Annotated in this window: 21 protein-coding genes and 4 pseudogenes; 12 read left to right on the forward strand and 13 right to left on the reverse strand. The window is 70.4% G+C overall.

What is annotated here, in order from left to right; translation table 11 throughout:
- Window positions 1-151: 151 nt before the first annotated feature.
- Window positions 152-1,547, reverse strand: a pseudogene (gene dbpA, locus ACFJI0_RS06495) (ATP-dependent RNA helicase DbpA).
- A gap of 75 nt (window positions 1,548-1,622) precedes the next feature.
- Here dbpA and ACFJI0_RS06500 point away from each other — a divergent pair.
- Window positions 1,623-2,603, forward strand: a complete 981-nt coding sequence (locus ACFJI0_RS06500; protein ID WP_382323849.1) for an NAD(P)H-binding protein — start codon at window positions 1,623-1,625, stop codon at window positions 2,601-2,603.
- 10 nt (window positions 2,604-2,613) lie between these two features.
- Here ACFJI0_RS06500 and ACFJI0_RS06505 read toward each other — a convergent pair.
- Window positions 2,614-3,458: pseudogene (locus ACFJI0_RS06505) on the reverse strand (ferritin-like domain-containing protein).
- 41 nt (window positions 3,459-3,499) lie between these two features.
- On the opposite strand from ACFJI0_RS06505, the gene ACFJI0_RS06510 reads away from it, so the two are divergent.
- Window positions 3,500-4,024, forward strand: coding sequence for a gamma carbonic anhydrase family protein (locus tag ACFJI0_RS06510; RefSeq protein WP_382323850.1), 525 nt, complete (start codon window positions 3,500-3,502; stop codon window positions 4,022-4,024).
- A 51-nt stretch (window positions 4,025-4,075) separates the two neighbouring features.
- On the forward strand, window positions 4,076-5,053 hold the full coding sequence (locus ACFJI0_RS06515) for an Hsp33 family molecular chaperone HslO (RefSeq protein WP_382159303.1): 978 nt from the start codon (window positions 4,076-4,078) through the stop codon (window positions 5,051-5,053).
- A 3-nt stretch (window positions 5,054-5,056) separates the two neighbouring features.
- Here ACFJI0_RS06515 and ACFJI0_RS06520 read toward each other — a convergent pair whose 3' ends face one another.
- The 5 genes from ACFJI0_RS06520 to ACFJI0_RS06540 are packed head-to-tail and all read right to left on the reverse strand — an operon-like array spanning window position 5,057 to window position 9,901.
- Entirely contained in the window at window positions 5,057-5,713 is a 657-nt protein-coding gene (locus ACFJI0_RS06520; protein WP_382323851.1) for an AAA family ATPase, read from the reverse strand.
- Window positions 5,714-5,716: 3 nt separating this feature from the next.
- The gene (locus ACFJI0_RS06525) at window positions 5,717-6,001 is read right to left on the reverse strand and encodes a septum formation initiator family protein (RefSeq protein ID WP_382159299.1); all 285 of its coding nucleotides are present in this window, start codon (window positions 5,999-6,001) and stop codon (window positions 5,717-5,719) included.
- An 11-nt stretch (window positions 6,002-6,012) separates the two neighbouring features.
- Window positions 6,013-7,296 (reverse strand): phosphopyruvate hydratase, encoded by a 1,284-nt coding sequence (gene eno, locus ACFJI0_RS06530; RefSeq protein ID WP_382323852.1) that lies wholly within the window; start codon window positions 7,294-7,296, stop codon window positions 6,013-6,015.
- A 51-nt stretch (window positions 7,297-7,347) separates the two neighbouring features.
- Window positions 7,348-8,205 (reverse strand): 3-deoxy-8-phosphooctulonate synthase, encoded by an 858-nt coding sequence (gene kdsA, locus ACFJI0_RS06535; protein ID WP_382159295.1) that lies wholly within the window; start codon window positions 8,203-8,205, stop codon window positions 7,348-7,350.
- A 22-nt stretch (window positions 8,206-8,227) separates the two neighbouring features.
- Window positions 8,228-9,901, reverse strand: coding sequence for a CTP synthase (locus tag ACFJI0_RS06540; RefSeq protein WP_382323853.1), 1,674 nt, complete (start codon window positions 9,899-9,901; stop codon window positions 8,228-8,230).
- A 114-nt stretch (window positions 9,902-10,015) separates the two neighbouring features.
- Between ACFJI0_RS06540 and coaBC the strand changes: the two are divergent.
- Together coaBC and ACFJI0_RS06550 are read left to right on the forward strand one after the other, a co-directional pair.
- Window positions 10,016-11,231: pseudogene (coaBC, locus tag ACFJI0_RS06545) on the forward strand (bifunctional phosphopantothenoylcysteine decarboxylase/phosphopantothenate--cysteine ligase CoaBC).
- A gap of 11 nt (window positions 11,232-11,242) precedes the next feature.
- Window positions 11,243-11,830, forward strand: a complete 588-nt coding sequence (locus ACFJI0_RS06550; RefSeq protein ID WP_382323854.1) for a nitroreductase — start codon at window positions 11,243-11,245, stop codon at window positions 11,828-11,830.
- A 174-nt stretch (window positions 11,831-12,004) separates the two neighbouring features.
- On the opposite strand, the gene ACFJI0_RS06555 is transcribed toward ACFJI0_RS06550, so the two are convergent.
- Window positions 12,005-13,114, reverse strand: coding sequence for a substrate-binding domain-containing protein (locus ACFJI0_RS06555; protein WP_382323855.1), 1,110 nt, complete (start codon window positions 13,112-13,114; stop codon window positions 12,005-12,007).
- Between the two features lie 123 nt (window positions 13,115-13,237).
- On the opposite strand from ACFJI0_RS06555, the gene ACFJI0_RS06560 reads away from it, so the two are divergent.
- The 7 genes from ACFJI0_RS06560 to ACFJI0_RS06590 all read left to right on the forward strand — a co-directional run bounded on the left by ACFJI0_RS06560 (window position 13,238) and on the right by ACFJI0_RS06590 (window position 19,217).
- On the forward strand, window positions 13,238-13,975 hold the full coding sequence (locus tag ACFJI0_RS06560; protein ID WP_382323856.1) for an ABC transporter permease: 738 nt from the start codon (window positions 13,238-13,240) through the stop codon (window positions 13,973-13,975).
- On the forward strand, window positions 13,972-14,757 hold the full coding sequence (locus ACFJI0_RS06565) for an ATP-binding cassette domain-containing protein (RefSeq protein ID WP_382323857.1): 786 nt from the start codon (window positions 13,972-13,974) through the stop codon (window positions 14,755-14,757). The genes ACFJI0_RS06560 and ACFJI0_RS06565 overlap by 4 nt, the downstream gene beginning before the upstream one ends.
- A 32-nt stretch (window positions 14,758-14,789) precedes the next feature.
- Window positions 14,790-15,572 (forward strand): extracellular solute-binding protein, encoded by a 783-nt coding sequence (locus ACFJI0_RS06570; RefSeq protein WP_382163670.1) that lies wholly within the window; start codon window positions 14,790-14,792, stop codon window positions 15,570-15,572.
- Between the two features lie 78 nt (window positions 15,573-15,650).
- Window positions 15,651-16,385, forward strand: coding sequence for a molybdate ABC transporter substrate-binding protein (locus ACFJI0_RS06575; RefSeq protein ID WP_382323858.1), 735 nt, complete (start codon window positions 15,651-15,653; stop codon window positions 16,383-16,385).
- A 734-nt stretch (window positions 16,386-17,119) separates the two neighbouring features.
- A complete protein-coding gene (locus ACFJI0_RS06580; RefSeq protein WP_382325545.1) occupies window positions 17,120-17,416 on the forward strand; it encodes a hypothetical protein in 297 nt (98 codons plus the stop codon).
- A 2-nt stretch (window positions 17,417-17,418) separates the two neighbouring features.
- Window positions 17,419-18,417 (forward strand): FecCD family ABC transporter permease, encoded by a 999-nt coding sequence (locus ACFJI0_RS06585; protein ID WP_382323859.1) that lies wholly within the window; start codon window positions 17,419-17,421, stop codon window positions 18,415-18,417.
- On the forward strand, window positions 18,414-19,217 hold the full coding sequence (locus ACFJI0_RS06590) for an ABC transporter ATP-binding protein (RefSeq protein ID WP_382323860.1): 804 nt from the start codon (window positions 18,414-18,416) through the stop codon (window positions 19,215-19,217). Before ACFJI0_RS06585 ends, ACFJI0_RS06590 begins: the two co-directional genes overlap by 4 nt.
- Here the strand turns inward: ACFJI0_RS06590 and kdpE are convergent.
- The 5 genes and pseudogenes from kdpE to kdpB form a co-directional block, all read right to left on the reverse strand.
- Entirely contained in the window at window positions 19,199-19,891 is a 693-nt protein-coding gene (kdpE, locus tag ACFJI0_RS06595; protein ID WP_382323861.1) for a two-component system response regulator KdpE, read from the reverse strand. The genes ACFJI0_RS06590 and kdpE overlap by 19 nt on opposite strands.
- A 106-nt stretch (window positions 19,892-19,997) precedes the next feature.
- A pseudogene (locus ACFJI0_RS06600) lies at window positions 19,998-22,595 on the reverse strand (DUF4118 domain-containing protein); the annotation flags it as partial.
- Window positions 22,596-22,615: 20 nt separating this feature from the next.
- The gene (locus ACFJI0_RS06605) at window positions 22,616-22,771 is read right to left on the reverse strand and encodes a hypothetical protein (RefSeq protein ID WP_382159247.1); all 156 of its coding nucleotides are present in this window, start codon (window positions 22,769-22,771) and stop codon (window positions 22,616-22,618) included.
- The gene (kdpC, locus tag ACFJI0_RS06610; RefSeq protein WP_382323862.1) at window positions 22,768-23,370 is read right to left on the reverse strand and encodes a potassium-transporting ATPase subunit KdpC; all 603 of its coding nucleotides are present in this window, start codon (window positions 23,368-23,370) and stop codon (window positions 22,768-22,770) included. Before kdpC ends, ACFJI0_RS06605 begins: the two co-directional genes overlap by 4 nt.
- A gap of 19 nt (window positions 23,371-23,389) precedes the next feature.
- Window positions 23,390-25,462, reverse strand: a complete 2,073-nt coding sequence (gene kdpB, locus ACFJI0_RS06615; RefSeq protein WP_382323863.1) for a potassium-transporting ATPase subunit KdpB — start codon at window positions 25,460-25,462, stop codon at window positions 23,390-23,392.
- Between the last annotated feature and the right edge of the window lie 9 nt (window positions 25,463-25,471).

Below are 25,471 nucleotides of genomic sequence, written 5' to 3' on the forward strand. Positions count from 1 at the left end.
GTCCCTGCAGCCAGGGGCACGTCACTTTGAGAGCTCACGGACGGGTACTGATTCCGAATGGACCCCCTGGGCGGGAGGCCGCAACGGAAGCGATCGTCCGCCCCATGCCGATCGCAGCACCGATCTTCTCTGCGCTCGGCCTGGCGCCATGTCAGTCCTCCAGCACGCGAACCTTCACGCTCTTGCCCTTGATGCGCCCGGCGTTGAGCCGGCTCGCGGCCTGCTGGGCGATGTCGCGGTCCACCGCCACGTAGGTGGACCACTCGTTCACGTTGATCTTGCCCACCTGCTCGCGGGTGTAGCCGAGGTCGGCGGTGAGCGCACCCAGCACGTCGCCGGGTCGGATCTTTTCCTTGCGGCCACCCTGGATGTGAAGCGTGACCATGGGCGGCACCAGCGGGTCCTTGCTGGCGGGCTGAAGTTCGCTCAGCGGGTGCCATGAAGATTCGCGGCCCTGCAGGTGTTCGATCTTGCCGACGCTGCCCATCTCGTCGAGGCTGGCGAGGTTCAGGGCCAGGCCGCTTTCACCGGCACGGCCGGTGCGGCCGATGCGGTGGATGTGCACTTCGGGGTCGGGCGTCACGTCCACGTTGATCACGGCGGCCAGGCTGGCGATGTCCAGCCCGCGCGCGGCCACGTCGGTGCGCAACCAGCACCGAGCAGCTGCGGTTGGCGAAGCGCACCAGCACCTGGTCGCGCTCGCGCTGCTCCAGCTCGCCGAACAGCGCCAGCGCGCTGATGCCCTGGGCCTGCAGCACGGCCACGAGGTCGCGGCATTGCGCCTTGGTGTTGCAGAAGGCCAGCGTGCTGGCCGGGCGGAAGTGGAAGAGCAGCTTGCTCACCGCGTCGAGCCGTTGCGTCTCGGTCACCTCGTACCAGCGCTGCTCGATCTGCGCGCCGGCGTGCTGGGCCTCCACCTTCACGGTGAGCGGCTCGCGCATGAACTGTGCGCTGAGCTTGGCGATGCCTTCGGGGTAGGTGGCGGAAAACAGCAGGGTCTGGCGCGCCTTGGGGCATTGTTTGGCGACGGTCACGATGTCGTCGAAGAAGCCCATGTCGAGCATTCGGTCGGCTTCGTCCAGCACCAGGGTGTTGAGCGCGTCCAGCTGCAGGCTGCCGCGCTCCAGGTGGTCCATGATGCGGCCGGGCGTGCCGACCACGATGTGCGCGCCGTGCTCCAGCGTGGCGAGCTGCCCGCGCAGCGGCACGCCGCCGCAGAGCGTGACGACCTTGATGTTGTCTTCGGCGCGCGCGAGGCGGCGGATTTCGGTGGTCACCTGGTCGGCCAGCTCGCGCGTGGGGCACAGCACCAGGGTCTGCACCGCGAAGCGGCGCGGGTTGAGGTTGGCCAACAGGGTGAGGGCGAAGGCGGCGGTCTTGCCGCTGCCGGTCTTGGCCTGGGCGATGAGGTCCTTGCCGAGCAGGGCGGGCGGCAGGGCGGCGGCCTGGATGGGCGTCATGGCCGTGTAACCCAGCCGCTCCAGGTTGGCGAGCATGGCGGGGGAGAGCGGCAGGGCGCTGAAGGCGGTCGAGGGTGCGGAAGTCATCCCGAATTATCCGGGATCGCCCCGTAGAATCCGCCGCACCACCGGCCGCACCGGTGCCGGCAGGGAGTGAATCGCATGTTTCTGGAGCAAGGGCGCACCACCAGCGCCGATTTCCCGGCGGCGCCGGGCGCGCCACCGCGTGTCCTGGTGCTGGGGGCCAATGGCTTCATCGGCCGCCATGTGGTGCAGGCCTTGCTCGCCCAGGGCATGGCGGTGGTGGGGGTGCGCCGCGCGGCCCCTGCAACGGGCGCTGGCGAGTCCGGGGGCGTCACCTGGAAGCACCTGCAACTGCACACGCTGCGGGAGCCCGGCGCCTGGCGCGAGCACCTGCAAGGCATGGACGTCGTCATCAACTGCGTGGGCATCCTGCGCCAGCGGGTGGGCGAGCGCTACGAGGAGGTGCACCACCTCATGCCCAAGGAGCTGGCCGCCGCGTGCGCGGCCTCGGGCGTGCGCCTGATCCACACCTCCGCGCTGGGTCTGCACGAAGGGGCGAAGAGCCGCTTCCTGTCGAGCAAGCTCAAAGGCGAGCAGGCCATCCAGGCCAGCGGCGCGGACCACTGCATCGTGCGCCCTTCGCTGATCGACGGCTTGGGCGGCTTTGGCGCCAGCTGGCTGCGCATGCTGGCGAGCTGGCCGGTGCATTTCGTGCCGCGCGGCGCCACTGGCCGCATCGCCGCGCTGCAGGCGACCGACCTGGGCGAGGCCTATGCCGTGTTGGCGCGCCTGCCCACGCTGGCCCAGCAGCGCGAGGCCAACCTGGGCGGTGAACGCCTGTTCGCCTACCGGCATTACCTGCAGGTGTTGCGCGGCGTGGAGCATGCCGAGCAACCGGTGAAACCGGCGCTGCAGGTCCTGCTGCCGGACTGGGTGAGCCGCATGGGGGCCCACCTGTGCGATGTGTTCCGCTTCAGCCCGTTCAGCTATCGCCACTGGATCCTGCTGCAGCGCGACAACATGCCGGTGCCCAATGCGCTGCCGCAGCTGCTGGGCCGCGCGCCTGCGCCGGTGACGCACCGGCGCACCGCCCTGCGGGACGACTTCCGCCTCTCTTGATTGACGCCTGTCAGGGGCCGAGCAGCGCGTCCAGCTCGGGCCGGCTGAACCCGGCCGCCAGCCGCGCCGCGTCGTTGAAGGGCGGCTTCAGGCGCGGCGCCGAATGCTCGCGCGCCAGGCGGCGGTAGTGGCCCAGGGGCTCGATGCCCTGTTGCGCGCACAGCCAGCCGTACCAGCGGTTGCCCACCGCCACGTGGCCGATCTCGTCGCGCAGGATCACGTCCAGGATCTCCACCGCGCGCAGCGCGGCCGGTGTGCCCACCTTGCGCAGGCGCGCCTGCATGGGCGGCGTGGCGTCCAGGCCCCGGGCTTCCAGGGTGCGGGGCACCAGCGCCATGCGGGCGGTCACGTCGCCCTGGGTCCGCACGCACATCTCCCACAGGCTGCCATGCGCCGCGAATTCACCGTAGTGGTGACCTAGGCTCTGCAGGTGGGTCTGCAGCAGGCTGAAATGGATGGCCTCTTCGTGCGCCACGCGCAGCCAGTCGGTGTAGAAATCGGGTGGCATGCCGGGGAAGCGCCACACCGCGTCGAGCGCGAGGTTGATCGCGTTGAACTCGATGTGGGTCACGGCGTGCAGCAGCATGCCAGGCCCGGTGGCGTGAAGGGCGAGCGCTGGGGCACGTCCACGGGGGGCAGCAGCACGGGCTGCTCAGGGCGGCCGGGCAGGGAGGCACCCAGGGCTGGTGTGAGGTGCTCGGTGATGTCCAGCACGGTCTGGCCGGCCTGCCAGGCCTCGAACAGCGCATGGGTGGCTGCCACCTTGAGGCCGGGGTCGGTGAGGCACAGGGCGTTCAGGGCCTGCGCGCGCAGGGAGACCGGGGACGGTGGCGACAGGGGCGCGGGGGCTTGCATCCCTACAATTCTAGGTTTCAGGAACGACGGAGACTTCCCCCATGGCGATTTACGAACTCGATGGTGTCGCACCCCGCATGGCCGACTCGGCCTGGGTGGCCGACAGCGCGCAGGTGATGGGCAACGTGGTGCTGGGCGAAAACAGCAGCGTGTGGTTCGGGGCGGTGCTGCGGGGCGACACCGAGACCATCACGCTCGGCGAGGGCAGCAACATCCAGGACGGCAGCGTGATGCACGCCGACGTGGGTTTCCCGCTGAGCGTGGGCAAGCACGTGACCGTGGGCCACCAGGTGATGCTGCACGGCTGCACCATCGGCGACGAATCGCTCATCGGCATTGGTGCCACGGTGCTCAACGGCGCGAAGATCGGCAGAAACTGCCTGGTGGGCGCGGGTTCGCTGGTCACCGAGGGCAAGGAATTCCCCGATGGCAGCATGATCATCGGCAGCCCGGCGAAGGTGGTGAAGTCGCTCACGCCCGAGCAGATCGAGGGCCTGCGCCGCAGCGCCGGGCATTACATCGAGAACGCCGCGCGCTACCGCCAGGGCTTGAAAAAGATCGCCTGACCCCGACCTGTTCCCCTTCGATTTTTTTTGATTTGACCCTGAAAGCCCCGCGTGTCCGAACTCCACAAATTCGTCTTTGAAGGCCTGCCGGTGCGCGGCATGCTCGTGCGCCTGACCGACGCATGGCAGGAAATCCTGCAGCGCCACCGAGACGCCGGGGGCTACCCCGCGGCGGTCACCGAGCTGCTGGGCGAGATGACGGCGGCGGCCACGCTGATGCAGGCCAACATCAAGTTCAACGGCGCGCTGATCATGCAGATCATGGGCGACGGGCCGGTGAAGCTGGCCGTGGCCGAGGTGCAGCCCGACCTGAGCCTGCGCGCCACCGCCACCGTGGTGGGCGAGGTGGCGGCCGATGCGCCGCTGTCGCACATGGTCAACGTCACCAACCAGGGCCGCTGCGCCATCACGCTCGACCCCAAGGACCGCCTGCCGGGCCAGCAGCCCTACCAGGGCGTGGTGCCGCTGTTCGGCGACCGGCGCGAGAAGCTCGAAAAGCTCAGCGAGGTGATCGAGCACTACATGCTGCAGAGCGAGCAGCTCGACACGCGCCTGGTGCTCGCGGCCGACGACAAGATGGCCGCCGGCCTGCTGATCCAGCGCTTGCCGCTGCAGGGGGTGGACAACCTCGCGGGTCAGTCGGGCGCGCGCGACGAGGACCAGATCGGCGTGAACGAGGACTACAACCGCATCGCGATCCTGGCTTCCAGCCTCAAGCGCGAGGAGCTGCTGAGCCTGGACGCCGACACCATCCTGCGCCGCCTGTTCTGGGAAGAGGACGTGCGCCGCTTCGAACCGCTCACCGGCGAGCAGGGCCCGCGTTTTGCCTGCACCTGCTCGCGCGAGCGCGTGGGCAGCATGCTGCGCAGCCTGGGGCGCGACGAGGTGGAATCCATCCTCGCCGAGCAGGGCCAGGTGGAGGTGGGTTGCGAGTTCTGCGGCGCCCAGTACCGCTTCGATCCGGTGGACGCCGCTCAAGTCTTCCTGCAACCGGCCCAGCAAGCGCCGGCCAGCGACCAGAAGCATTGACCCTCAGGGGCGTGACAGCAGGCCGGTGAACAGCCGGTGCTCGCAGCCGGGGTCGCTGCAGTTGTCGCATGACCAGGGCCGCAGGCCGTTGGCGAGGGCGGGGTCTTCCTTCACCAGCGGCCGGCCCAGCGCCGTGCCCACGGCGCGCAGGGCTTGTTGCAGGCGCGCGTCGCCTTGCCCGTACACCGTCTGGAAGGCGATGCCCGCGCCCTGCAACTCGTGGCGCAGCAGGCTGTCGGTGGCGTCGCGCACGGCCGGGCTGTCGCGGAACAGGCCGTCGGGCGTCCAGGGCAGGTCCAGGCCCATGAGCAGGGTGAGGTCGCAGGTCCGCTGTGCGGCGAGCGAGGGCGCGAGCAGGGTGTCGTCCTGGAAGTAGAGCGCGCTGTAGGCCGCGACCATCAGGGCCGTGGTGTCGGCGATCACCAGGTCCACACCGGGTGCGTGCTTCGCGCGGTCGATGAGCCGCGTCTGCTCGTCCGCGATGGCGGCCTGCTCGTGGGCGTGGGGGGCACGGCCACGCGCCTCGCACCAGGCGCGCAGGTGCTCGGGCACGCGGACCGCGCGCAGACCGTGGATGTCGTTGAGGTGGCGTTCGAGCGCCTGGGCCAGCGTGGACTTGCCGCTGGATTCGCCGCCGAGCAGCGCGACGCAGACCGCCATCGATCAGCGCTTGTTCTGCGCGATCTGCACGAAGATTTCGTTGGGCTTGACCATGCCCAATTCTTGGCGGGCGAGTTCCTCGACCATGTCCAGGCCCTGCTGCAGGTCGCGCACTTCGCTGAGCAACTGGTCGTTGCGCAACTGGGCCTCGCGGTTGGTCTGCTCCTGCGTGGCCAGGTGCTGCTTCATGCTCGCCACCTGGGTCACGCTGCCCCGCCCGAACCAGAGCTGCGCGTGCACGATGAAGAGCAGCGCGATCAGCAGGGCGGGGATGAAGCGGCGGGCCATGAAGCCGAAGCTTACTTCAGGTTGTAGAAGGCGTCGCGGCCGGGGTACACGGCCACATCACCCAGGTCTTCCTCGATGCGCAGCAGCTGGTTGTACTTGGCGATGCGGTCCGAGCGCGAGAGCGAACCGGTCTTGATCTGACCGGCGTTGGTGCCCACGGCGATGTCGGCGATGGTGCTGTCCTCGGTCTCGCCCGAGCGGTGGCTGATCACGGCGGTGTAGCCGGCGCGCTTGGCCATCTCGATGGCGGCGAAGGTCTCGGTCAGCGTGCCGATCTGGTTGATCTTGATCAGGATCGAGTTGGCGATGTCCTTCTCGATGCCTTCCTTGAGGATCTTGGTGTTGGTGACGAACAGGTCGTCGCCCACCAGCTGCACCTTGGCGCCCAGGCGTTCGGTGAGCACCTTCCAGCCGTCCCAGTCGCCTTCGGCCATGCCGTCTTCGATGCTGATGATGGGGTACTTGTCGACCCAGGTGCGCAGCATGTTGGTCCAGTCCTCGGCGCTGAGCACCAGGCCTTCGGCCTCCAGGTGGTATTGGCCGTCCTTGTAGAACTCGCTCGCGGCGCAGTCCAGGCCCAGGGCGATCTGCTCGCCGGCGGTGTAGCCGGCGTTGCCGATGGCCTCCAGGATCATCTGGATCGCGGCTTCGTGGTTGGCCACGTTGGGGGCAAAGCCGCCTTCGTCGCCCACGGCGATGCTCATGCCCTTGTCGTGGATGATCTTCTTGAGCGCGTGGAACACCTCGGCACCCCAGCGGACAGCCTCGCGGAAGCTCGGCGCGCCCACGGGAATGATCATCAGTTCCTGCAGGTCCAGGTTGTTGTTGGCGTGCGCGCCGCCGTTGACCACGTTCATCATGGGCACGGGCATCTGCACCGCGCTCATGCCGCCGAAATAGCGGTACAGCGGCAGGCCGGCCTCTTCGGCGGCGGCGCGGGCCACGGCCATCGAGACGGCCAGCATGGCGTTGGCGCCCAGGCGGCCCTTGTTGTCGGTGCCGTCGAGGTCGATCAGGGTCTTGTCCAGGAAGGCCTGCTCGGAGGCGTCCAGGCCCAGCACGGCTTCGCTGATCTCGGTGTTGATGTTCTCCACCGCCTTGAGCACGCCCTTGCCGAGGTAGCGGCTCTTGTCACCGTCGCGCAGCTCGATGGCTTCGCGGCTGCCGGTGGAGGCGCCCGAGGGCACGGCCGCGCGGCCCATCACGCCGCTTTCCAGCAGCACGTCGCATTCGACGGTGGGGTTGCCGCGGCTGTCCAGGATTTCGCGGCCAACGATGTCAACGATTGCACTCATGGATTCACTACCTTTGGGTCAGAGACAGAAAGAAGAAGAAAGAAGGGGAAATCAGGTGTTGAAACGGTCTTCGAGGAAACCGTTCTTCTTGGTCACGGTGTCGAGCGCGAGCAGGGTTTCCAGCAGCGCCTTCATGTGCTTGAGCGGCACGGCGTTGGGCCCGTCGCTCAGGGCCTTGGCCGGGTCGGGGTGGGTTTCCATGAACAGGCCGGCCACGCCCACGGCGACCGCCGCGCGCGCCAGCACCGGCACCATCTCGCGCTGGCCGCCGCTGCTGGTGCCTTGCCCGCCGGGCAACTGCACGCTGTGCGTGGCGTCGAACACCACCGGCGCACCGGTCTCGCGCATGATGGCCAGGCCGCGCATGTCGGAGACGAGGTTGTTGTAGCCGAAGCTCGCGCCACGCTCGCAGGCCATGAAGCTGTCTTCGTTGAGGCCGGCTTCCTTCGCGGCCGCGCGCGCCTTGTCGATCACGTTCTTCATGTCGTGCGGCGCGAGGAACTGGCCCTTCTTGATGTTCACCGGCTTGCCGCTCTGCGCCACCGCGCGGATGAAATCGGTCTGGCGGCACAGAAAGGCCGGGGTCTGCAGCACGTCGCAGACCTTGGCCGCATCGGCGATGTCGTCCTCGCTGTGCACATCGGTGAGCACCGGCACGCCGAGCTCGCGCTTGACCTTGGCCAGGATCTCCAGGCCCTTGTCGCGGCCCGGGCCGCGGTAGCTGGTGCCGCTGCTGCGGTTGGCCTTGTCGAAGCTGCTCTTGAAGATGAAGGGCACGCCCAGGCTGGCCGTGATCTCCTTGAGCTGGCCCGCCACGTCCATCTGCAACTGCTCGGACTCGATCACGCAGGGCCCGGCGATCAGGAAGAAGGGCCGGTCCAGGCCGATGTCGAAGTCGCAGAGTTTCATGGGGTGCCTCTCCGTGGGGTGCTCAGGCCGCGACCGGGGTTTGGGTGCTCGTCTGGCCCTGGTGGACCAGCGCCGCCTTCACGTAGGCGTTGAACAGCGGGTGGCCGTCCCACGGGGTGGACTTGAACTCGGGGTGGAACTGCACGCCCACGTACCAGGGGTGCACCTTCTGCGGCAGCTCGACCATTTCGGTGAGCTGCTCGCGCTGGGTCAGCGCCGCGATCACCAGGCCGGCCGCGCGCAGCTGGTCCAGGTAGTTCACGTTGGCTTCGTAGCGGTGGCGGTGGCGCTCGGTGACCACCGGGCCGTAGATCTGGTGGGCCAGGGTGTCGGGGGCCACGTCGGAGCTTTGCGAGCCCAGGCGCATGGTGCCGCCCAGGTCGGAGCTGGCGCTGCGCTGCTGGATGCTGCCGTCGGCGTCCTTCCACTCGGTGATCAGGGCGATCACGGGGTGCGGCGTGTCGGGTTCGAACTCGGTGCTGTTGGCGTTCTTGAGGCCGGCGACGTGGCGCGCGTACTCGATGGTGGCGACCTGCATGCCCAGGCAGATGCCGAGGTAGGGTACCTTCTGCTCGCGCGCATAGCGGGCCGCGCAGATCTTGCCTTCGATGCCGCGCTTGCCGAAGCCGCCGGGCACCAGGATGGCGTCGAACGCGCCCAGCGTCTTGGCGACGTTGGCCGGCGAGATGGTTTCCGAATCGATGTAGTCGATCTGCACCTTGGCGTGGTTCTTCATGCCGGCGTGGCGCAGCGCCTCGTTGAGCGACTTGTAGCTGTCCGACAGGTCGACGTACTTGCCGACCATGGCGATCTTCACGATGTGTTTCGGGTGCTCGACCTCGTGCACCAGGTCGTCCCAGCGCTGGAGCTTGGCCGGGGGCGTGTTGATGCGCAGCTTGTCGCAGATCAGGCCGTCCAGGCCCTGCTCGTGCAGCATGCGCGGCACCTTGTAGATGGTGTCCACGTCCCACATGGAGATCACGCCCCATTCGGGCACGTTGGAGAACAGCGAGATCTTGGCGCGCTCGTCGTCGGGAATGCGGCGGTCGGCGCGGCAGAGCAGCGCATCGGCCTGGATGCCGATGGCGCGCAGCTCCTTGGCGGTGTGCTGCGTGGGCTTGGTCTTGAGCTCACCGGCGGCGGCGATCCAGGGCACGTAGCTCAGGTGCACGAAGGCCGAGTTGTTCGGGCCCAGGCGCAGGCTCATCTGGCGCACGGCCTCCAGGAAGGGCAGGGACTCAATGTCGCCCACGGTGCCACCGATCTCGACGATCGCCACGTCCACCGCGTCGGGCGTGCCGATGCCCGCGCCGCGCTGGATGAACTCCTGGATTTCGTTGGTGACGTGCGGGATCACCTGCACCGTCTTGCCGAGGTAGTCGCCCCGGCGTTCCTTCTCCAGCACCGACTGGTAGATCTTGCCGGTGGTGAAGTTGTTGGTCTTCTTCATGCGCGTTTCGATGAAACGCTCATAGTGGCCCAGGTCCAGGTCGGTCTCGGCGCCGTCGTCGGTGACGAAGACCTCGCCGTGCTGGAAGGGGGACATGGTGCCCGGATCCACGTTGATGTACGGGTCGAGCTTGATGAGGGTGACTTTGAGGCCGCGGGACTCGAGGAGAGCGGCCAGTGATGCGGAGGCAATGCCCTTGCCCAGGGAGGACACCACACCGCCGGTGACGAACACAAATTTGGTCATGTCTCGGGCGAGCCGGTTGCTCGCAGGAGGTGGAAATGGCGATTATAAAGGCCGCCTCTTCCCGGGCTATCCATGGGGTCTGTCGGGGTAGACCCGAACTGCTACATTGCGCGCATGAACGACCTCGCCGGAAAACACATCGTGCTGGGCCTCTCCGGGGGCATCGCCTGTTACAAAGCCGCCGAACTCTGCCGGGCGCTGGTCAAGGAGGGCGCGACGGTGCAGGTCGTCATGACCGAGGCGGCCGAACAGTTCACCACCGCGGTGACCATGCAGGCGCTGTCGGGCCGGCCGGTGTTCACCTCGCAGTGGGACGCGCGCCCGGGCAACAACATGGCCCACATCAACCTCAGCCGCGAGGCCGACGCCATCATGGTGGCGCCCGCGAGCGCGGACTTCATCGGCCAAGCTGGTGCATGGCCGGGCCGACGACCTGCTCAGCCTGATGTGCCTGGCGCGGCCGATCGATGGGGTGCCGCTGATCCTGGCGCCGGCCATGAACCGCGAGATGTGGGCCCACCCGGCGACCCAGCGCAACGTCAAGCAGCTGCGCGCCGACGGCGCCACCGTGCTGGACGTGGGCGCGGGCGAGCAGGCCTGCGGTGAAACGGGCGATGGCCGCATGCTGGAGCCTGACGAGCTGCTCTACGACCTCACCCGCTTCTTCCAGCCCAAGCCGCTGGCCGGCCAGCACGTGCTGGTGAGCGCCGGCCCGACTTTTGAAGCCATCGACCCGGTGCGGGGCCTGACCAACCTCTCCAGCGGCAAGATGGGGTTCGCCATCGCGCGCGCCGCCCACGAGGCGGGCGCCCAGGTCACGCTGGTGGCCGGCCCGGTGGGGCTGCCCACGCCGCGCGGCGTGGGGCGGGTGAACGTGAAGTCGGCGCTGAACATGCAGAAAAGCCTGGACCTGCTGGTGCCCGGCGCCACGGTCTTCGTCTCCGCGGCGGCCGTGGCCGACTGGCGCCCCGCGACATCGGCGGAACACAAGATCAAGAAGGACGGCTCGGGCGAGGTGCCCACGCTGTCGTTCGTCGAGAACCCGGACATCCTGGCCGCCATCGCGGCCTCGCCACGCGCGAAGAGCGGCGAGCTCTATTGCGTGGGCTTCGCCGCCGAAAGCCACGACCTGGAAGAGCACGCCCAGGCCAAGCGCAAGCGCAAGGGCGTGCCGCTGCTGGTGGGCAACATCGGCCCGGCCACCTTCGGCCAGGACGACAACGCGCTGCTGCTGGTGGACGAGCGCGGCATGAAAGAACTGCCCCGCGCGCCCAAATTGGTGCTGGCGCGCCAACTGGTGGCCGAGATCGCGCGCCGCCTGTCGTCCTAGGCTGGGTGCGCATGCGATCGATGGATGCGTCGGCGGGCGATGCGTTGCTGGCGGGCTTGCTGGGCCGCTTCTCGGTGGGCGCCAAGCACCTGGTAGAGCCCGCCCCTTCCCTGGAAGCGCTGCACCGCATGACCGAGGCCGCTCTGCGCGCGCCTGATCACGCCGGTCTGGTGCCGTTCCGCTTCGCGGCGGTGCGGGGCGACGCGCGCGAGCGCCTGGCCGACCTGTTCGAGCAGGCCGCTGTTCTGGCCGGGAAAAACCCGGCAGAGGCGTCGCTGGACCGTGGCCGTGCGCTGAATGCCCCGCTGCTGGTGGCGGTGATCGCGCGCATCGACCCTGGCACCCGGCTGCGCACGCCGCACGAACAGTGGATGACCGTGGGGGGCGCGCTCACCAACTTCCTCAACGCCGCGCACGCGCTGGGCTACGGCGGCAAGATGCTCTCGGGTGCCAAGGTGCGCGCCGCACCGGTGGTGGCCGCGTTCTGCGAGCCGGGGGAGCAGCTGGTGGGCTGGGTGGTGCTGGGCACGCCGCGCAAGGCGGGTTCGCCCAAGTTCAGCAAGCCCGATGCGGCCGAGGTGATGCGGGACTGGCCGTAGCCGGCGAAAAGCGATCCGGCGCCGGGCCGCCCCAAGCCGGATCAGCCTCCTCGGGGGCAGCGACCCGCGCAGCGGTGGAGCGTGGGGGCTACGATCCTGCGCCGGGCCGCCCCAAGCCGGATCAGCCCCCTCGGGGGGCAGCGACCCGCGCAGCGGCGGAGCGTGGGGGCACTTTCAATCCCACCAGGGCAGCAGGCGCTTCATCGCCGCGACCTCACCGCAGTGGTCGGTGGCATAACCGGGCAGGGCGTTCAGCCGCTCCTGCCAGGCCCGGCTGCGCAGGCTTTTCAGCAGGCGCTGCATGGCCGGCTGCTCCAGCGCGCTCTTGAGGCACACCAGCAGGTAGCGCTCCTCGGTCAGGGGCACGAAGTCCAGGCCGCGGGAGCGCGCGGCGTACTCGGTGCCCAGGCCCACGTCCGCGCTGCCGCTGGCCACCGCCTGGGCCACGGCCGCGTGCGAGCTTTCCACGTTGTGGTAGCCCACGATGTCCATGGGCAGCAACGTGGCCTGGGCCAGGAGCTCGTCGAGCAGCAGGCGCGTGCCGGTGCCGATGGCGCGGTTCACGAAGCGCGCCTGCAGGCGCGAGACGTCGGCAATGTCGCGCAGGCGCAGCGGGTTGTCCGGCGCCACCATCAGGCCCTGTGAGCGGCGCGCGAAACCGATGATCTTGTGCAGGCCGGGCTTGAGCAGGGGCCGGTAGGCGCGCGCGCTCAGGCTGCCAGCGGCGGCGAAGGGCTGGGTGTGGAAGCCCGCGAGCTCGCAGCGCCCTTCGTTGAGCGCGCGGATCGCGTCCACGCTGCCGCAGAAGCGGATGTCCAGGTGCAGGGGCGGCGCGGCGTTGCCCGCGTGATGCTGCAGCTCGGTGAGCGCGTGGTCGTGGCTGGCGTAGAGCGTGAGCACGTCGGCCGCACTGGCGTGCTGGCCTTCGTCGAAGGCCATGGCGAAGGCGCGCTCCAGCTCGGCGCGCAGGCTCTCCATCTGCGGGCCCAGGCGCGCCTGGGCGAGCCGCTCGGCCATCAGCAGGCGTTCGCCAAAAGGCGTGAGGCGCGCGGCCTGCCCGCGTTCCCAGAAGATCAGCGCCTGCCCCAGGCCGGCTTCCCAGTCTTTCAGCTGGCCCCACACGTGGCGGTACGACAGGCCCAGCTCGCGCGCCGCGCCCGAGATCGAGCCGCTGCTGCGCACGGCGTGCAGCACGTCCATCATGGGATTGCGCAACTGCACGGGATGGGACGAGCGCTCCGGCGTCGGTGACGTCAGTGTGTAGGAGAGCTCGATTTTTCGCATGGACGCCGAGTTTGCACCAAACCACGGGCGGGTCCGGCGAGCGGGCGCCCTATGCATTGAATTTCATACCGCGTCATTACGTACTCTCGATTCAGGAGCACACCCGTAAGCTCGATCGAACATATGAACACATTTTCAGACAGCCTGGCCACGGCGCTGCGGCTGATTCTTTCGGGCGACCCGGGCCTGTGGGCGGTGGTCATGCGCTCCCTGGCGGTCAGTGCCACGGCCTGCCTGCTGGCCTGCGGCCTGGGCCTGGTGCTGGGCGCCTGGCTCGCGGCCGCGCGCTTCCCCGGCCGGGGCGCGGTGCTCACCGTGCTCAACACCTTCCTGGCCATCCCCTCGGTGGTGGTCGGCCTGGTCATCTACCTGCTGCTCTCGCGTTCGGGGCCGCTGGGTTTCCTGGGCTGGCTGTTCAGCTTCCAGGCCATGGTGCTGGCGCAGACGGTGCTGGTGTTGCCGCTGGTGACCGCGCTCACGCGCCAGGTGGTGGAAGACGCCGACCGCAGCCATGGCGAGCAGCTCGCCTCGCTGGGCGCCGGTGCCGCTTTCCGAAGCCTGCTGCTGGCCTGGGACGAGCGCTACGCGCTGCTCACCGTGCTGCTGACCGCCTTCGGCCGTGCCGTGTCCGAGGTGGGCGCGGTGATGATCGTGGGCGGCAACATCGAAGGTTTCACGCGCGTCATGACCACGGCCATCGCGCTCGAGACCAGCAAGGGCGACCTGCCGCTTGCGCTGGGACTGGGCGTGGTGCTGCTGCTGGTGGTGCTCCTGCTCAACGCCCTCGTGTCGCTGCTGAGCCGCTGGCGCGAGCGCGCCGACGGTGCGGCCAGCGCCGCGCCGCCGCTGGTGGCGGCATGAGCGGCTTGCCCGTGACCGCGCGCCGCGCCGTGGCGCCTGCCCCCTGTTTCGAGCTGCGCGGCGTGCAGGTGCACCTGGGCCCGGCCGCGCGCCTGCAGGCCTTGACGGACGTGTTCCTGCGCATCGAAGAGGGCGAGCGCGTGGCGCTGGTCGGCGCCAACGGCAGCGGCAAGAGCACGCTGCTGCGCACCCTGCACGGGCTGCAGCGCCCCAGCGCGGGCGAGTTGCACACGCCCGCGCACCAGCGCGTGGCGATGCTGTTCCAGCGGCCGCACATGCTGCGCATGAGCGCGCGGCGCAACATCCAGCTCGGTCTGTGGCTGCAGGGCGTGCCCGCGCGCCAGACGCGCGCGCTGGCCCTGCAGGCGCTGGAGCGCGTGGAGATGGGCCACCTGGCCGAGCGCAACGGGCGCGCACTCTCCGGCGGCCAGCAGCAGCGCCTGGCGCTCGCGCGGGCCTGGGCGTTGCGCCCGGCCGTGTGGCTGCTCGACGAGCCCACCGCCAGCCTGGACCCGCACGCCAAGCGCGAGGTGGAGGCGCTGATCGCCGAGTTCACCACCGCCGGCCAGCGCGACGTGGCCGGCCAACCCACGGGCAAACCCACCACGCTGGTCTTCAGCAGCCACAACCTCGGCCAGGTCAAGCGCCTGGCCAGCCGCGTCGTGTATCTGGAAAAGGGCCGCCTGCTGGCGGACCTGCCCGTGACCGATTTTTTCAACCACGATCTCCTGCGGTCCCTGTGCCCGCAGGCCCATTTGTTTGTCCAAGGAGAAAGCCTGTGAAAACCACCTTCCGCCACCTCACCCTCACCGCCGTGCTGGGCACCGCCGGCCTGCTGGCCAGCGCCGGTGCGCTCGCCCAGAGCATCGTGGTGGCCTCCACCACCTCCACCGAGCAGTCGGGCCTGTTCTCCTTCCTGCTGCCGGAGTTCAAGAAGGCCAGCGGCATCGACGTGAAGGTGGTCGCGCTCGGCACCGGGCAGGCGATCGACATGGCGCGCCGGGGCGATGCCGACGTGCTGTTCGTGCACGACAAGGTGGCCGAAGAGAAGTTCGTCGCCGACGGCTTCTCGGCCAAGCGCCAGGAGGTCATGTACAACGACTTCGTGCTGATCGGCCCCAAGGCCGACCCCGCGAAGACCAAGGGCGACGACATCGTGGCCGCGCTGAAGAAGATCGCCAGCACCAACACCGAGTTCATCTCGCGCGGCGACAAGAGTGGTACGCACGCGGCCGAGCTGCGCTTCTGGAAGATGACCGACACCGACGCCAACAAGGGCAGCGGCTACAAGGAATGCGGCTGCGGCATGGGCCCGGCGCTCAACATCGGCGCCAGCAGCGGGGGCTATGTGCTGTCCGACCGCGGCACCTGGCTCAACTTCAAGAACCGCGCCGACCTCGCGGTGCTGGTGGAGGGCGACAAGCGCCTGTTCAACCAGTACGGCGTGATGCTGGTGAGCGCGGCCAAGCACCCGCAGGTGAAGACGGCCGAAGGCCAGAAGTTCGTGGACTGGGTCACCGGCCCGGCCGGTCAGGCGGCCATCGCCAGCTACAAGATCGGCGGCGAGCAGCTCTTTTTCCCCAACGCGGCGAAGTGAAGCGTGATGCACCGCGCCAGCCTGACGGCCGTTGCCCTGGCCACGCTGATCGGTTGTGCCTCGCCTGAGGTTGCGCCGATGAAAGAACCCCTTCAGGTCTACGCCGCCGGCAGCCTGCGCGAGGTGCTCACCGAGATCGCGCGCGATCACGAGATGCGCACCGGGCAGAAGATTGCGTTGACGTTCGGCGCCTCCGGCTTGCTGCGCGAACGCATCGAGAAAGGCGAGGGCGCGATGGTGTTCGCCTCGGCGGATACCCAGCATCCCCAACGCCTGGCCGCCGCGGGAGGCTGGGCGCCGCACACCGTGTTCGTTCGCAACAGCCTGTGCGCACTGACGCAGGCGAACGTGAACGCCACGCCGCAGACCTTGCTGGCCACCATGCTCAACCCGGCGGTGAAGCTGGGCACGTCCACGCCCAAGGCCGATCCGTCGGGCGACTATGCGTGGGAGTTGTTCCGCAAGGCCGACCAGGTGCGCGCTGGCGCCTACGCGGCGCTCGACGCCAAGGCCCTCAAGCTCACCGGCGGCCCGGATTCGCCCAAGCCGCCTGCCGGCCAGGGCACGTACGCCTGGGTGATGGACCAGAGCCAGGCCGATGTGTTCCTGACGTACTGCACCAACGCCGTGGCGTCGCAGAAGGAAGTCCCGCGCCTGAAGGTGGTGCCAGTGCCGGTGGAATTGCAGGTGGGGGCGTCGTATGGTCTCACGGTGCGGCAAGGGGCTCCCGCGCAGGCCGAGGCCTTCGCCAAGGCCCTGTTGGCGCCGCCCGCGCAAGCCACGTTCGCGCGTTATGGCTTTGGAAAACCCTGAACATGCCCACCCGCGCCGGCGCGATCTGCTGATCGCAGCCGGCCTGGGCGCCTGCCTGCCGGCGGGGGCACAGGCCACGCGCAGCGTGGTCGACGGCGCCAACCGGCGCGTCAACGTGCCGGCGCGGGTGCAGCGCATCTTCCCGGCCGGTCCGCCGGCGGCCATCTGGCTCTACACGCTCGCGCCCGATGCGCTCATCGGCTGGCCGCGCGCCAACCGCGGCCCCGAGCTCGAGTTCCTGCTGCCCGGCATCGGCAACCGGCCCGAGGTGGGGCGGCTCACCGGGCGCGGCAACACCACCAACCTTGAACAGCTGCTGGCGAGCAAGCCCGACCTGATCGTGGACGCCGGCTCCACGCGCCAGACCTTCGTCGAACTCGCCGACCGCATGCAGGCGCAGACCGGCATTCCCTACGCGCTGCTCGACGGCCGGCTGGAGGCCACGGCGCAGGGCTACACCCTGCTGGGCGAACTCACCGGGCGCACCGAGCGCGCGGCGCGGCTGGCCCGCTACACCGCCGATACCTTGCGCACGGTGCGCGAGCGCGTGGCGCGCGCGACCGCACCACCCCGCGTGTACTACGCGCGCGGCCCCGAGGGGCTGGAGACCGGCCTGGGTGGATCCATCAACGTCGAGATGTTCGAGGCCATGGGCATCCGCCACGTGGCCGCCGGCCTGCAAGGGGGCCTGGCGCACGGTGTCGATCGAACAGGTGCTGGCCTGGGACCCCGAGGTGATCGTCACCATCGACCAGAGCTTCGCGCAGACCGTGCACAACAACCCGCTGTGGCGCGGCGTGAGCGCGGTGAAGAACGGGCGCGTGCACCTCTCGCCCAAGCTGCCCTTCGGCTGGATCGACTTCCCACCCAGCGTGAACCGGCTGCCGGGCCTGTGGTGGCTGGGCAGCAAGGTGTTTCCCGCGCTGTTCCCCGAAGACCTGGGCGCGATCACGCGCGAGTTCTACCAGCTGTTCTACCAGGTCGAGTTGACGCCAGTGCGGGTGCAGCGCGTGCTCGCCGGCCGGGACTGAACATGAAAGGCGGCGGCCTCTGGGCGGGGGCGGTGCTGCTCGCGGGCCTGCTGCTCGCGCTCACGCAGGGCCGCATCGATATCCCGCTCGGCGACCTCGTGCAATGGGCGGCCGCCCTGCTGCAAGGCGCGCCCGCGCCCAACGACCAGGTGCAGACCATCGTGCTGCAGGTGCGCGGGCCGCGCGCGCTCGCCGCCCTCGCGGTGGGCGCGGCGCTGGCGGTGGCGGGCGCGGCCTTCCAGGGCCTGTTCCGCAACCCGCTGGTCTCGCCCGACATCCTGGGCGCCTCGGCCGGCGCGGCGCTCGGCGCGGTGCTGGGCATCTTCTTCTCGTTCGGCGTGTTCGGCATCCAGATGGCCGCGTTCGTGGGTGGCCTGCTCGCGGTGACGCTGGTGTACGGCGTGGGCTCCACCGTGCGGCACGGCGACCCGGTGCTGGTGCTGCTGCTCGCGGGCATCGTCATCGGCTCGCTGCTGGGCGCGGGCATCGGCCTGGTCAAGGTGCTGGCCGACCCCTACAACCAGCTGCCCGCCATGACCTTCTGGCTGCTCGGCAGCCTGGCCGGCGCGCACGCCAACGACTTGCCTTCGCTGATCGGGCCGGTGGCGCTGGGCACGGTGTTGCTGTTGCTGCTGCGCTGGCGCATGGACGTGATGTCGCTGCCCGAGGAGGAGGCGCGTTCGCTGGGCGCGCGCACCACCGGCCTGCGCCTGCTCATCGTCGCCGCCGCCACGCTGGTCACGGCCGCGAGTGTGGCGGCCGCCGGCATCGTGGGTTGGGTCGGGCTGGTCGTGCCGCACCTGGCGCGCTTTCTGGTCGGGCCTTCGTTCGTGCGCCTGCTGCCCACCTCGGCCGTGCTCGGCGGCGGCCTGCTGCTGCTCATCGACACGCTGGCCCGCACCCTGGCACCGGTGGAGATCCCGCTGGGCATCCTCACCGCGCTGATCGGTTCGCCGTTCTTCATCGTGCTGCTGCGGCGCGCCTCCCGGGGCTGGACATGACGGAGGCCCTGCTGCACGCCGACGGCCTGAGCGTGGGCTACCCGGGCCGCGTGGTGGGCGCGGGCCTGTCGCTGGAGCTGCGCGGCGGCGAGGTGCTCGCGCTGCTCGGCCCCAACGGCTGCGGCAAGACCACGCTGCTCAAGACCGTGCTCGGCCTGCTGCCCGCGCTGGCGGGCTCGGTGCGGCTGCAGGGCCGCGCGCTCGCGGCCTGGCCCTTGGCCGAGCGCGCGCGCGTGGTGGCCTATGTGCCCCAGGGCCAGGCCAGCACCTTCGGTTTCACCGCGCTCGAGATGGTGCTGATGGGCCGCACCGCGCACCTGGGCCTGATCGCGCGGCCTGGCGCGAAAGACCGCGCCATCGCGTTGCAGGCGCTGGAGCGCCTGGGCATCGCGCACCTGGCCGCGCGCTCGGTGCACGAGGTCAGCGGCGGCGAACGCCAGCTGGTGCTGATCGCCCGCGCGCTGGCGCAGCAGCCGCAGGCCGTGCTGCTCGACGAACCCACCGCCAGCCTGGACTTCGGCAACCAGGGCCTGGTGATGCGCGCCATCCGCACGCTGGCGCGCGAAGGCCTGGCGGTGCTGTTCACCACGCACGACCCCAACCAGGCCCTGCGCTGCGCCGACCGCGCACTGCTGATGCGCGAAGGCCAGGTGCTGGGCGAAGGCGCGGTGGGGGCGGTGATCGAGGCCGAGGGCCTGCGCGCGCTCTACCGCGCGGGGGTGCACCAGGTGGACGACGCGGGGGGTGGTCTGCCGGTGTTCCTGCCCGAGTTCGAGACCGCTCAGGCCACGAAGCGGTAGCCGATGCCGGTCTCGGTGACCAGGTGGCGCGGCATCGAAGGCTGGGCCTCGATCTTCTTGCGCAGGTTGGCCATGTGCACGCGCACGTAGTGCGAGTCTTCCAGGTGGCCGGGGCCCCACACGGCCTTGAGCAGTTGCGCGTGCGTGATCACGCGGTCGGGCTGCGAGGCCAGGTGCGTGAGCAGCTTGTATTCGATGGGGGTGAGGTGCAGCGCCTCGCCCGCGCGCTCCACCACGCGGCGCACGAGGTCGATGCGCACCTCGCCGAACACGATCTGCGGCGCGCCGCCCGGCGTCTGCTGCTGGTGGCGGCGCAGCTGGGCGCGCACGCGCGCGCCGAGTTCACCCGCGCCGAAGGGCTTGACGAGGTAGTCGTCCGCGCCCGCGTCGAGCGCGGCGATCTTGCTGGCCTCGGCGCTGCGCGCCGAGAGCACGATCACCGGCATGGCCGACCACTGGCGCAGTTCGCGGATGAGGTCCACGCCGTCGCCATCGGGCAGGCCCAGGTCCAGCACCACCAGATCGGGCCGGCGCGTGCCGGCCTCGATCAGGCCGCGCTGGTAGTTCTCGGCCTCGTGCACGGTGTGGCCCTCGGCCTCCAGCGCCAGGCGCACGAAGCGGCGGATGTGGGCCTCGTCTTCGACGATCAGGATCTGGCTGCCGGCGGTGCTCATGGCGGGGGCGCGTCCTCGGTGTGCGTGCCCAGGTCGGCGGGCGGTGTGCCCGGGGCAGGGTGATGACGAAGCGGGCGCCCGGCACGGCGCCGCCCGACTCGCGGTTGTGGCCCTCGATGGTGCCACCATGCGCCTGCACGATGGCGCGGCAGATCGCCAGCCCCAGGCCGACGCCGGGCAGGGCGCTCTCGCGCTGGCCGCGTTCGAACTTCTCGAACACGCGCGCCTCGTGTCCCTTGGGCAGGCCGGGGCCGTGGTCGTCGAGCAGGATCACCACGCTGTCGCTGCGCTCGCGCGCCGCGATCTGGATGGCGCTGCCCGCCGGCGTGTACTTGGTGGCGTTCTCCAGCAGGTTCACCAGCACGCGCTCGATCAGCACCGTGTCCAGGTGCAGCAGGGGCAGGCCGTCGGGCAGGTCCACGCGGATGTCGCGCCCGGCCAGCAAGGGCCCGCAGGCGGCGAGCGCGCTGCCCACGACCTCTTCCAGCGGCTGCCAGGCGCGGTTGAGCTGCACCGCGCCGGCCTGCAGGCGGGCCATGTCGAGCAGGTTGTTCACCAGGGCGTTCATGCGCTGGGCCGATTGCCGCATCGCGCTGGCGACCTCGCGCTGCGCCTCGCCGAGCGCGGGTGGTGTGAGTTCGAGCGCGTCGGCCAGGCCCACCAGCGAGGCCAGGGGCGTGCGCAGGTCGTGCGAGATCGCCGAGAGCAGCGAGTTGCGCAGCCGCTCGGACTCGATCTGCACCGTGCTGCTCTGCGCCACCTCGATGTAGTGGATGCGCTCGAGCGAGATCGCCAGCAGCGAGGCGCAGGTCTGCAGCAGGCGGCGCTGTTCGATGCCCCAGGGGCGCCCGCCGGGCGGCTCGATCACCAGCACGCCGCGCACGCGCATGGGCGCTTTCAGGGGCAGCACCAGGCTGGCGCTGGCGGGCAGGGTGTCGGTGCCGCGCCCGGCTTCTTCGCCGCGCTCGAAGGCCCATTGCGCCACGGCGGTGTCCACCGGCGCGCTGCCGCCGTCGAGGGCCTGCAGCCGGTCGTGGTCGTCGGCCACCAGCAGCGCCGAGCGCGCGCCGAACTCGCCGGTGAGAAAACGCGCGCCGATCTCGGCCACCTGCGTGGCCAGCAGCGCGGCCGAGAGGTCGCGCGACATGTCGTACAGGCTGCGCACGCGGTGTTCGCGCTGGGTGGCGGCCTCGGCCTGCTGCTTGAGTCCGGCCGTGAGCTGGCCCACCACCAGCGCCACCACCAGCATCACGCCGAAGGTGACGAGGTATTCCACATCGCTCACCGCGAAGTTGTGGAAGGGCGGCACGAACAGGAAGTCGAACAGCCCCACGCCCAGGAAGGCGGCGAGCACGGCCGGCCCGCGGCCCAGCACCAGGGCCACGCCGACCACCACGAGCAGGAACAGCATGACGATGTTGCTGCGCTCCAGCACGTCGCGCAGCGGCATCGCGAGCAGGGCCATGAGCAGGCAGGTGGCGGCGGCCCAGAGGTAGCCGCGCCAGCGGCCCTCGCCGGGTTCGGCGCGCGCGGCGGGCGGGGTGTCGTCGGGCGCCGCGGGCAGGCCGACCTGCACCAGGTCCAGGTCGTCGGCGCGCTCGGCCACCCGCTCGGCCAGGCTGCGCTGCCAGGGCCAGCGGCGCGCGCGGCGGCGGCCGAGCACCAGGCGCGCCAGGTTGTGTTCGCGCGCGTGGCGCACCAGGGCGGTGGCGGCGTCGGTGGAGGACAGCGTGGCGGTGCTCGCGCCCAGCGATTCGGCCAGGCGCAGGGTGCGCTGCGTGGCCTCGGCCATCGGGCGCCCCGGGGTCTCCACGTGCACGGCGTGCCAGGGCACGTCGAGCTGGGCGGCCATGCGCGCCGTGCTGCGCACCACCTTCTCGGCGTGCGCGCCCGGCCCCACGCCGGCCAGCAGGGCCTCTCGGTTGGGCCACACCGGCTTGTCGGCACCGCCGCGCCGGTAGGCGCGCATCTCGTCGTCCACCCGGTCGGCGGTGCGGCGCAGCGCGAGTTCGCGCAGCGCCAGCAGGTTGCCCTTGCGGAAGAAGTTGGCCGCCGCGCGTTCGGCGCGCTGGTCGTCGCCCTGCGGCAGGTAGACCTTGCCGGCCTTGAGGCGCTCCAGCAGTTCGTCGGGCGGGAGGTCGACCACCACCACCTCGTCGGCGTCGTCGAAGAAGTGGTCGGGTACGGTCTCCCAGACGCGGATGCCGGTGATGCCGCTGACGATGTCGTTGAGGCTCTCCAGGTGCTGCACGTTCATGGTCGACCAGACGTCGATGCCGGCCACCAGCAGCTCCTCGGCGTCCTGCCAGCGCTTGAGGTGGCGCGTGCCGGCCACGTTGCTGTGGGCCAGCTCGTCGAGCAGCACCAGGGCCTGGCCGGGGTGCTGCGCGCCGAAGGCCAGCGCGGCGTCGAGGTCGAACTCGTGCAGCTGGTGGCCCCGGTAGGCCACGGCCTGCAGCGGCAGGCGGGGCAGGCCGCGCGCGAGGGCCTCGGTGTCGGGCCGTCCGTGCGTCTCCACCACGCCGATGGTGACCGGCGTGCCCTGGGCCAGGGCCGCGCGCGCGGCCGAGAGCATGGCGTAGGTCTTGCCCACGCCGGCCGAGGCGCCGAAGAAGATCTTCAGGCTGCCCCGGCGCGCGCGGGCTTCTTCCTGCTGCACCCGCGCAAGCAGGGCATCCGGGTCGGGGCGGGAGGAATCGGGCATGGGGTGGCGGGGCCGGCGCGTCAGGAGGGGTCGCGCGGGTGGCTGCCATTGTCGCCCGAGCGGCGCTTGCGCTGCCGGGGGCGCTGCGCCCCGCGCGCCACCAGCCACCAGGCCAGCAGCAGGGGCAGCACGATGGCCCCGAACGCAAGCACCGGTTCCAGCCAGCCGCCGCTCATGGCCGCGGCGCGTCGAGCGCGAGGTTGAGCGCCAGCACGTTCACGCGCGGCTCGCCCAGGAAGCCGAACAGGCTGGTCTCGGTGTGCTGGTCCACCAGCGCGTTCACCTGCTCGGGGGCGAGGCCACGCGAGCGCGCCACCCGCGCCACCTGGTAGCGCGCGCCGGCCAGGCTGATGTGCGGGTCCAGGCCGCTGGCGGAGGCGGTGACCAGGTCCACCGGCACCGGCGCCGTGTTGCCCGGGTCGGCCGCGCGCAAGGCGTCGATGCGGGCCTTCACGGCCTCGGCCAGCGCGGGGTGGTTGGGGCCGAGGTTGGAGCCGCTGGAGGCGCCGGCGTTGTAGGCCATCGGCCCGGTGGCCGAGGGGCGGCCCCAGAAGTGCCCGGCCTGAGTGAAGGGCTGGCCGATGAGCTCGGAGCCCACGGCCTGGCCCTGGCGCTCGATCAGGCTGCCGTTGGCCTGGTGGGGGAACACCGCCTGCGCCACGCCGGTGACGAAGAAGGGGTAGAGCAGGCCGGTGACGAGGCTCAGCAGCACGAACAGCACGAGGGCCGGGCGCCACACGGGATCGGATTCGGAAGAGGGCGTTGTGGGGTTCATGACAAATCCTTGGGGGTGTTCAGGCGAAGCCGATGGCCGAGAGCAGCAGGTCGATGGCCTTGATGCCGATGAAGGGCACCACGATGCCGCCCAGGCCGTAGAGGGCCAGGTTGCGGCGCAGCAGCGAGGCCGCGCCGACCGCGCGGTAGCGCACGCCCTTGAGCGCCAGCGGGATGAGCACGACGATGATCAGCGCATTGAAGATCACCGCCGAGAGGATGGCCGAGTCGGGGCTGGTCAGCCGCATCACGTTGAGCGCCGAGAGCTGCGGGTAGGTGGTGACGAAGGCCGCGGGCACGATGGCGAAGTACTTGGCGATGTCGTTGGCGATGCTGAAGGTCGTGAGCGAGCCGCGCGTCATCAGCATCTGCTTGCCGGTCTCCACGATCTCGATCAGCTTGGTCGGGTTGCTGTCGAGGTCGACCATGTTGCCGGCCTCCTTGGCGGCCTGCGTGCCGGTGTTCATGGCCACGGCCACGTCGGCCTGGGCCAGCGCGGGCGCGTCGTTGGTGCCGTCGCCGGTCATGGCCACCAGCCGGCCCTGGGCCTGGTGTTCGCGGATCAGCCTGAGCTTGGCCTCGGGCGTGGCCTCGGCCAGGAAGTCGTCCACGCCGGCCTCGGCGGCGATCGCCGCGGCGGTGAGGCGGTTGTCGCCGGTCACCATCACGGTCTGGATGCCCATGCGGCGCAGTTCGGCGAAGCGCTCCTTGATGCCGCCCTTGACCACGTCCTTGAGTTCGACCACGCCGAGCACGCGGTCGCGGTCGCTCACCACCAGCGGCGTGCTGCCGCGGCGCGAGACCTCGTCCACCGTGGCCTGCACGTGGGAGGGGAAGGCGCCGCCCAGCGAAGCCACGTGCCGGCGGATCGCATCGGCCGCGCCCTTGCGCAGCGTGCGGCCCTGGGGCAGGTCCACCCCGCTCATGCGCGTCTGCGCGGTGAAGTGCACGAAGCTCGCGCCCAGGGCCTCCACCTCGCGCTCGCGCAGCTGGAACTTCTGCTTGGCCAGCACCACGATGCTGCGGCCTTCGGGCGTCTCGTCGGCCAGCGAGGCGAGCTGCGCGGCGTCGGCCAGGGCGGCCTCCTGGACGCCGGGTGCCGGCAGGAAGGCGCTGGCCTGCCGGTTGCCCAGCGTGATGGTGCCGGTCTTGTCCAGCAGCAGCACGTCCACGTCGCCGGCGGCTTCCACCGCGCGGCCCGAGGTGGCGATCACGTTGGCCTGCATCAGCCGACTCATGCCGGCCACGCCGATGGCGCTGAGCAGGCCGGCGATGGTGGTCGGGATCAGGCACACGAGCAGCGCGACCAGCACCACCAGGCTCACCGGCTGCCCCGCGCCACTGGCCTGCACGCTGAAGGACGAGAAGGGCAGCAGCGTGGCGACCACGCCGAGGAACACGATGGTCAGCGCCACCAGCAGGATGGTCAGCGCGATCTCGTTCGGCGTCTTCTGCCGCTTGGCGTTCTCCACCATCGCGATCATGCGGTCCACGAAGGTCTCGCCGGGGTTGACCGAGACGCGCACCACGACCCAGTCGGACAGCACGCGCGTGCCGCCGGTCACGGCCGAGAAGTCGCCACCCGATTCGCGGATGACCGGGGCCGACTCGCCGGTGATGGCGCTCTCGTCCACCGAGGCCACGCCGTCGATCACCTCGCCGTCGGCCGGCACCGTGTCACCGGCCTCGACCAGCACCACGTCGCCCTTGCGCAGCTGGTCGGCCTCGATCGGCAGCCACGCCATGGACGTGCGGGGCACGCGCCGGTCGTACTGCACATGGCGGTCCAGCCGCTTGGCCCAGGTCTGGCGCTTGAGGCCGCGCAGCGCGGCGGCCTGCGCCTTGCTGCGGCCCTCGGCCAGGGCCTCGGCGAAGTTGGCGAACAGCACGGTGAACCACAGCCACAGCGCCACCGCGATGGTGAAGGCCTCGGGCCGGGCGAAGGCGAGCGCGGTGGTGAACGCGCTGCCCACGTAGACGACGAACATCACGGGGTTGCGGCGCTGCACGCGGGGGTCGAGCTTGCGAATCGCGTCGAGCAGGGCCGGGCGCACCAGCGCCGGGTCGAACAGGGTCAGGGTTGTGCGGGTCATGGTGATGGG

Origin of the sequence: Hydrogenophaga sp. UC242_53, assembly GCF_042696965.1 — a bacterium.
Classification (GTDB): Bacteria; Pseudomonadota; Gammaproteobacteria; order Burkholderiales; family Burkholderiaceae_C; genus Hydrogenophaga.

Excerpts from the sequence above, each read along its gene's own strand:
- kdpC (WP_382323862.1), bottom strand. The coding sequence starts at position 23,370 with ATGAACCCCACAACGCCCTCTTCCGAATCCGATCCCGTGTGGCGCCCG.
- kdsA (WP_382159295.1), bottom strand. The coding sequence starts at position 8,205 with ATGAAACTCTGCGACTTCGACATCGGCCTGGACCGGCCCTTCTTCCTG.
- ACFJI0_RS06510 (WP_382323850.1), top strand. The coding sequence starts at position 3,500 with ATGGCGATTTACGAACTCGATGGTGTCGCACCCCGCATGGCCGACTCG.
- kdpB (WP_382323863.1), bottom strand. The coding sequence starts at position 25,462 with ATGACCCGCACAACCCTGACCCTGTTCGACCCGGCGCTGGTGCGCCCG.
- eno (WP_382323852.1), bottom strand. The coding sequence starts at position 7,296 with ATGAGTGCAATCGTTGACATCGTTGGCCGCGAAATCCTGGACAGCCGC.
- ACFJI0_RS06555 (WP_382323855.1), bottom strand. The coding sequence starts at position 13,114 with ATGCGAAAAATCGAGCTCTCCTACACACTGACGTCACCGACGCCGGAG.
- kdpE (WP_382323861.1), bottom strand. The coding sequence starts at position 19,891 with ATGAGCACCGCCGGCAGCCAGATCCTGATCGTCGAAGACGAGGCCCAC.
- ACFJI0_RS06550 (WP_382323854.1), top strand. The coding sequence starts at position 11,243 with ATGCGATCGATGGATGCGTCGGCGGGCGATGCGTTGCTGGCGGGCTTG.
- ACFJI0_RS06500 (WP_382323849.1), top strand. The coding sequence starts at position 1,623 with ATGTTTCTGGAGCAAGGGCGCACCACCAGCGCCGATTTCCCGGCGGCG.
- ACFJI0_RS06520 (WP_382323851.1), bottom strand. The coding sequence starts at position 5,713 with ATGGCGGTCTGCGTCGCGCTGCTCGGCGGCGAATCCAGCGGCAAGTCC.
- ACFJI0_RS06575 (WP_382323858.1), top strand. The coding sequence starts at position 15,651 with ATGAAAGAACCCCTTCAGGTCTACGCCGCCGGCAGCCTGCGCGAGGTG.
- ACFJI0_RS06565 (WP_382323857.1), top strand. The coding sequence starts at position 13,972 with ATGAGCGGCTTGCCCGTGACCGCGCGCCGCGCCGTGGCGCCTGCCCCC.
- ACFJI0_RS06540 (WP_382323853.1), bottom strand. The coding sequence starts at position 9,901 with ATGACCAAATTTGTGTTCGTCACCGGCGGTGTGGTGTCCTCCCTGGGC.
- ACFJI0_RS06585 (WP_382323859.1), top strand. The coding sequence starts at position 17,419 with ATGAAAGGCGGCGGCCTCTGGGCGGGGGCGGTGCTGCTCGCGGGCCTG.
- ACFJI0_RS06525 (WP_382159299.1), bottom strand. The coding sequence starts at position 6,001 with ATGGCCCGCCGCTTCATCCCCGCCCTGCTGATCGCGCTGCTCTTCATC.
- ACFJI0_RS06605 (WP_382159247.1), bottom strand. The coding sequence starts at position 22,771 with ATGAGCGGCGGCTGGCTGGAACCGGTGCTTGCGTTCGGGGCCATCGTG.
- ACFJI0_RS06560 (WP_382323856.1), top strand. The coding sequence starts at position 13,238 with ATGAACACATTTTCAGACAGCCTGGCCACGGCGCTGCGGCTGATTCTT.
- ACFJI0_RS06590 (WP_382323860.1), top strand. The coding sequence starts at position 18,414 with ATGACGGAGGCCCTGCTGCACGCCGACGGCCTGAGCGTGGGCTACCCG.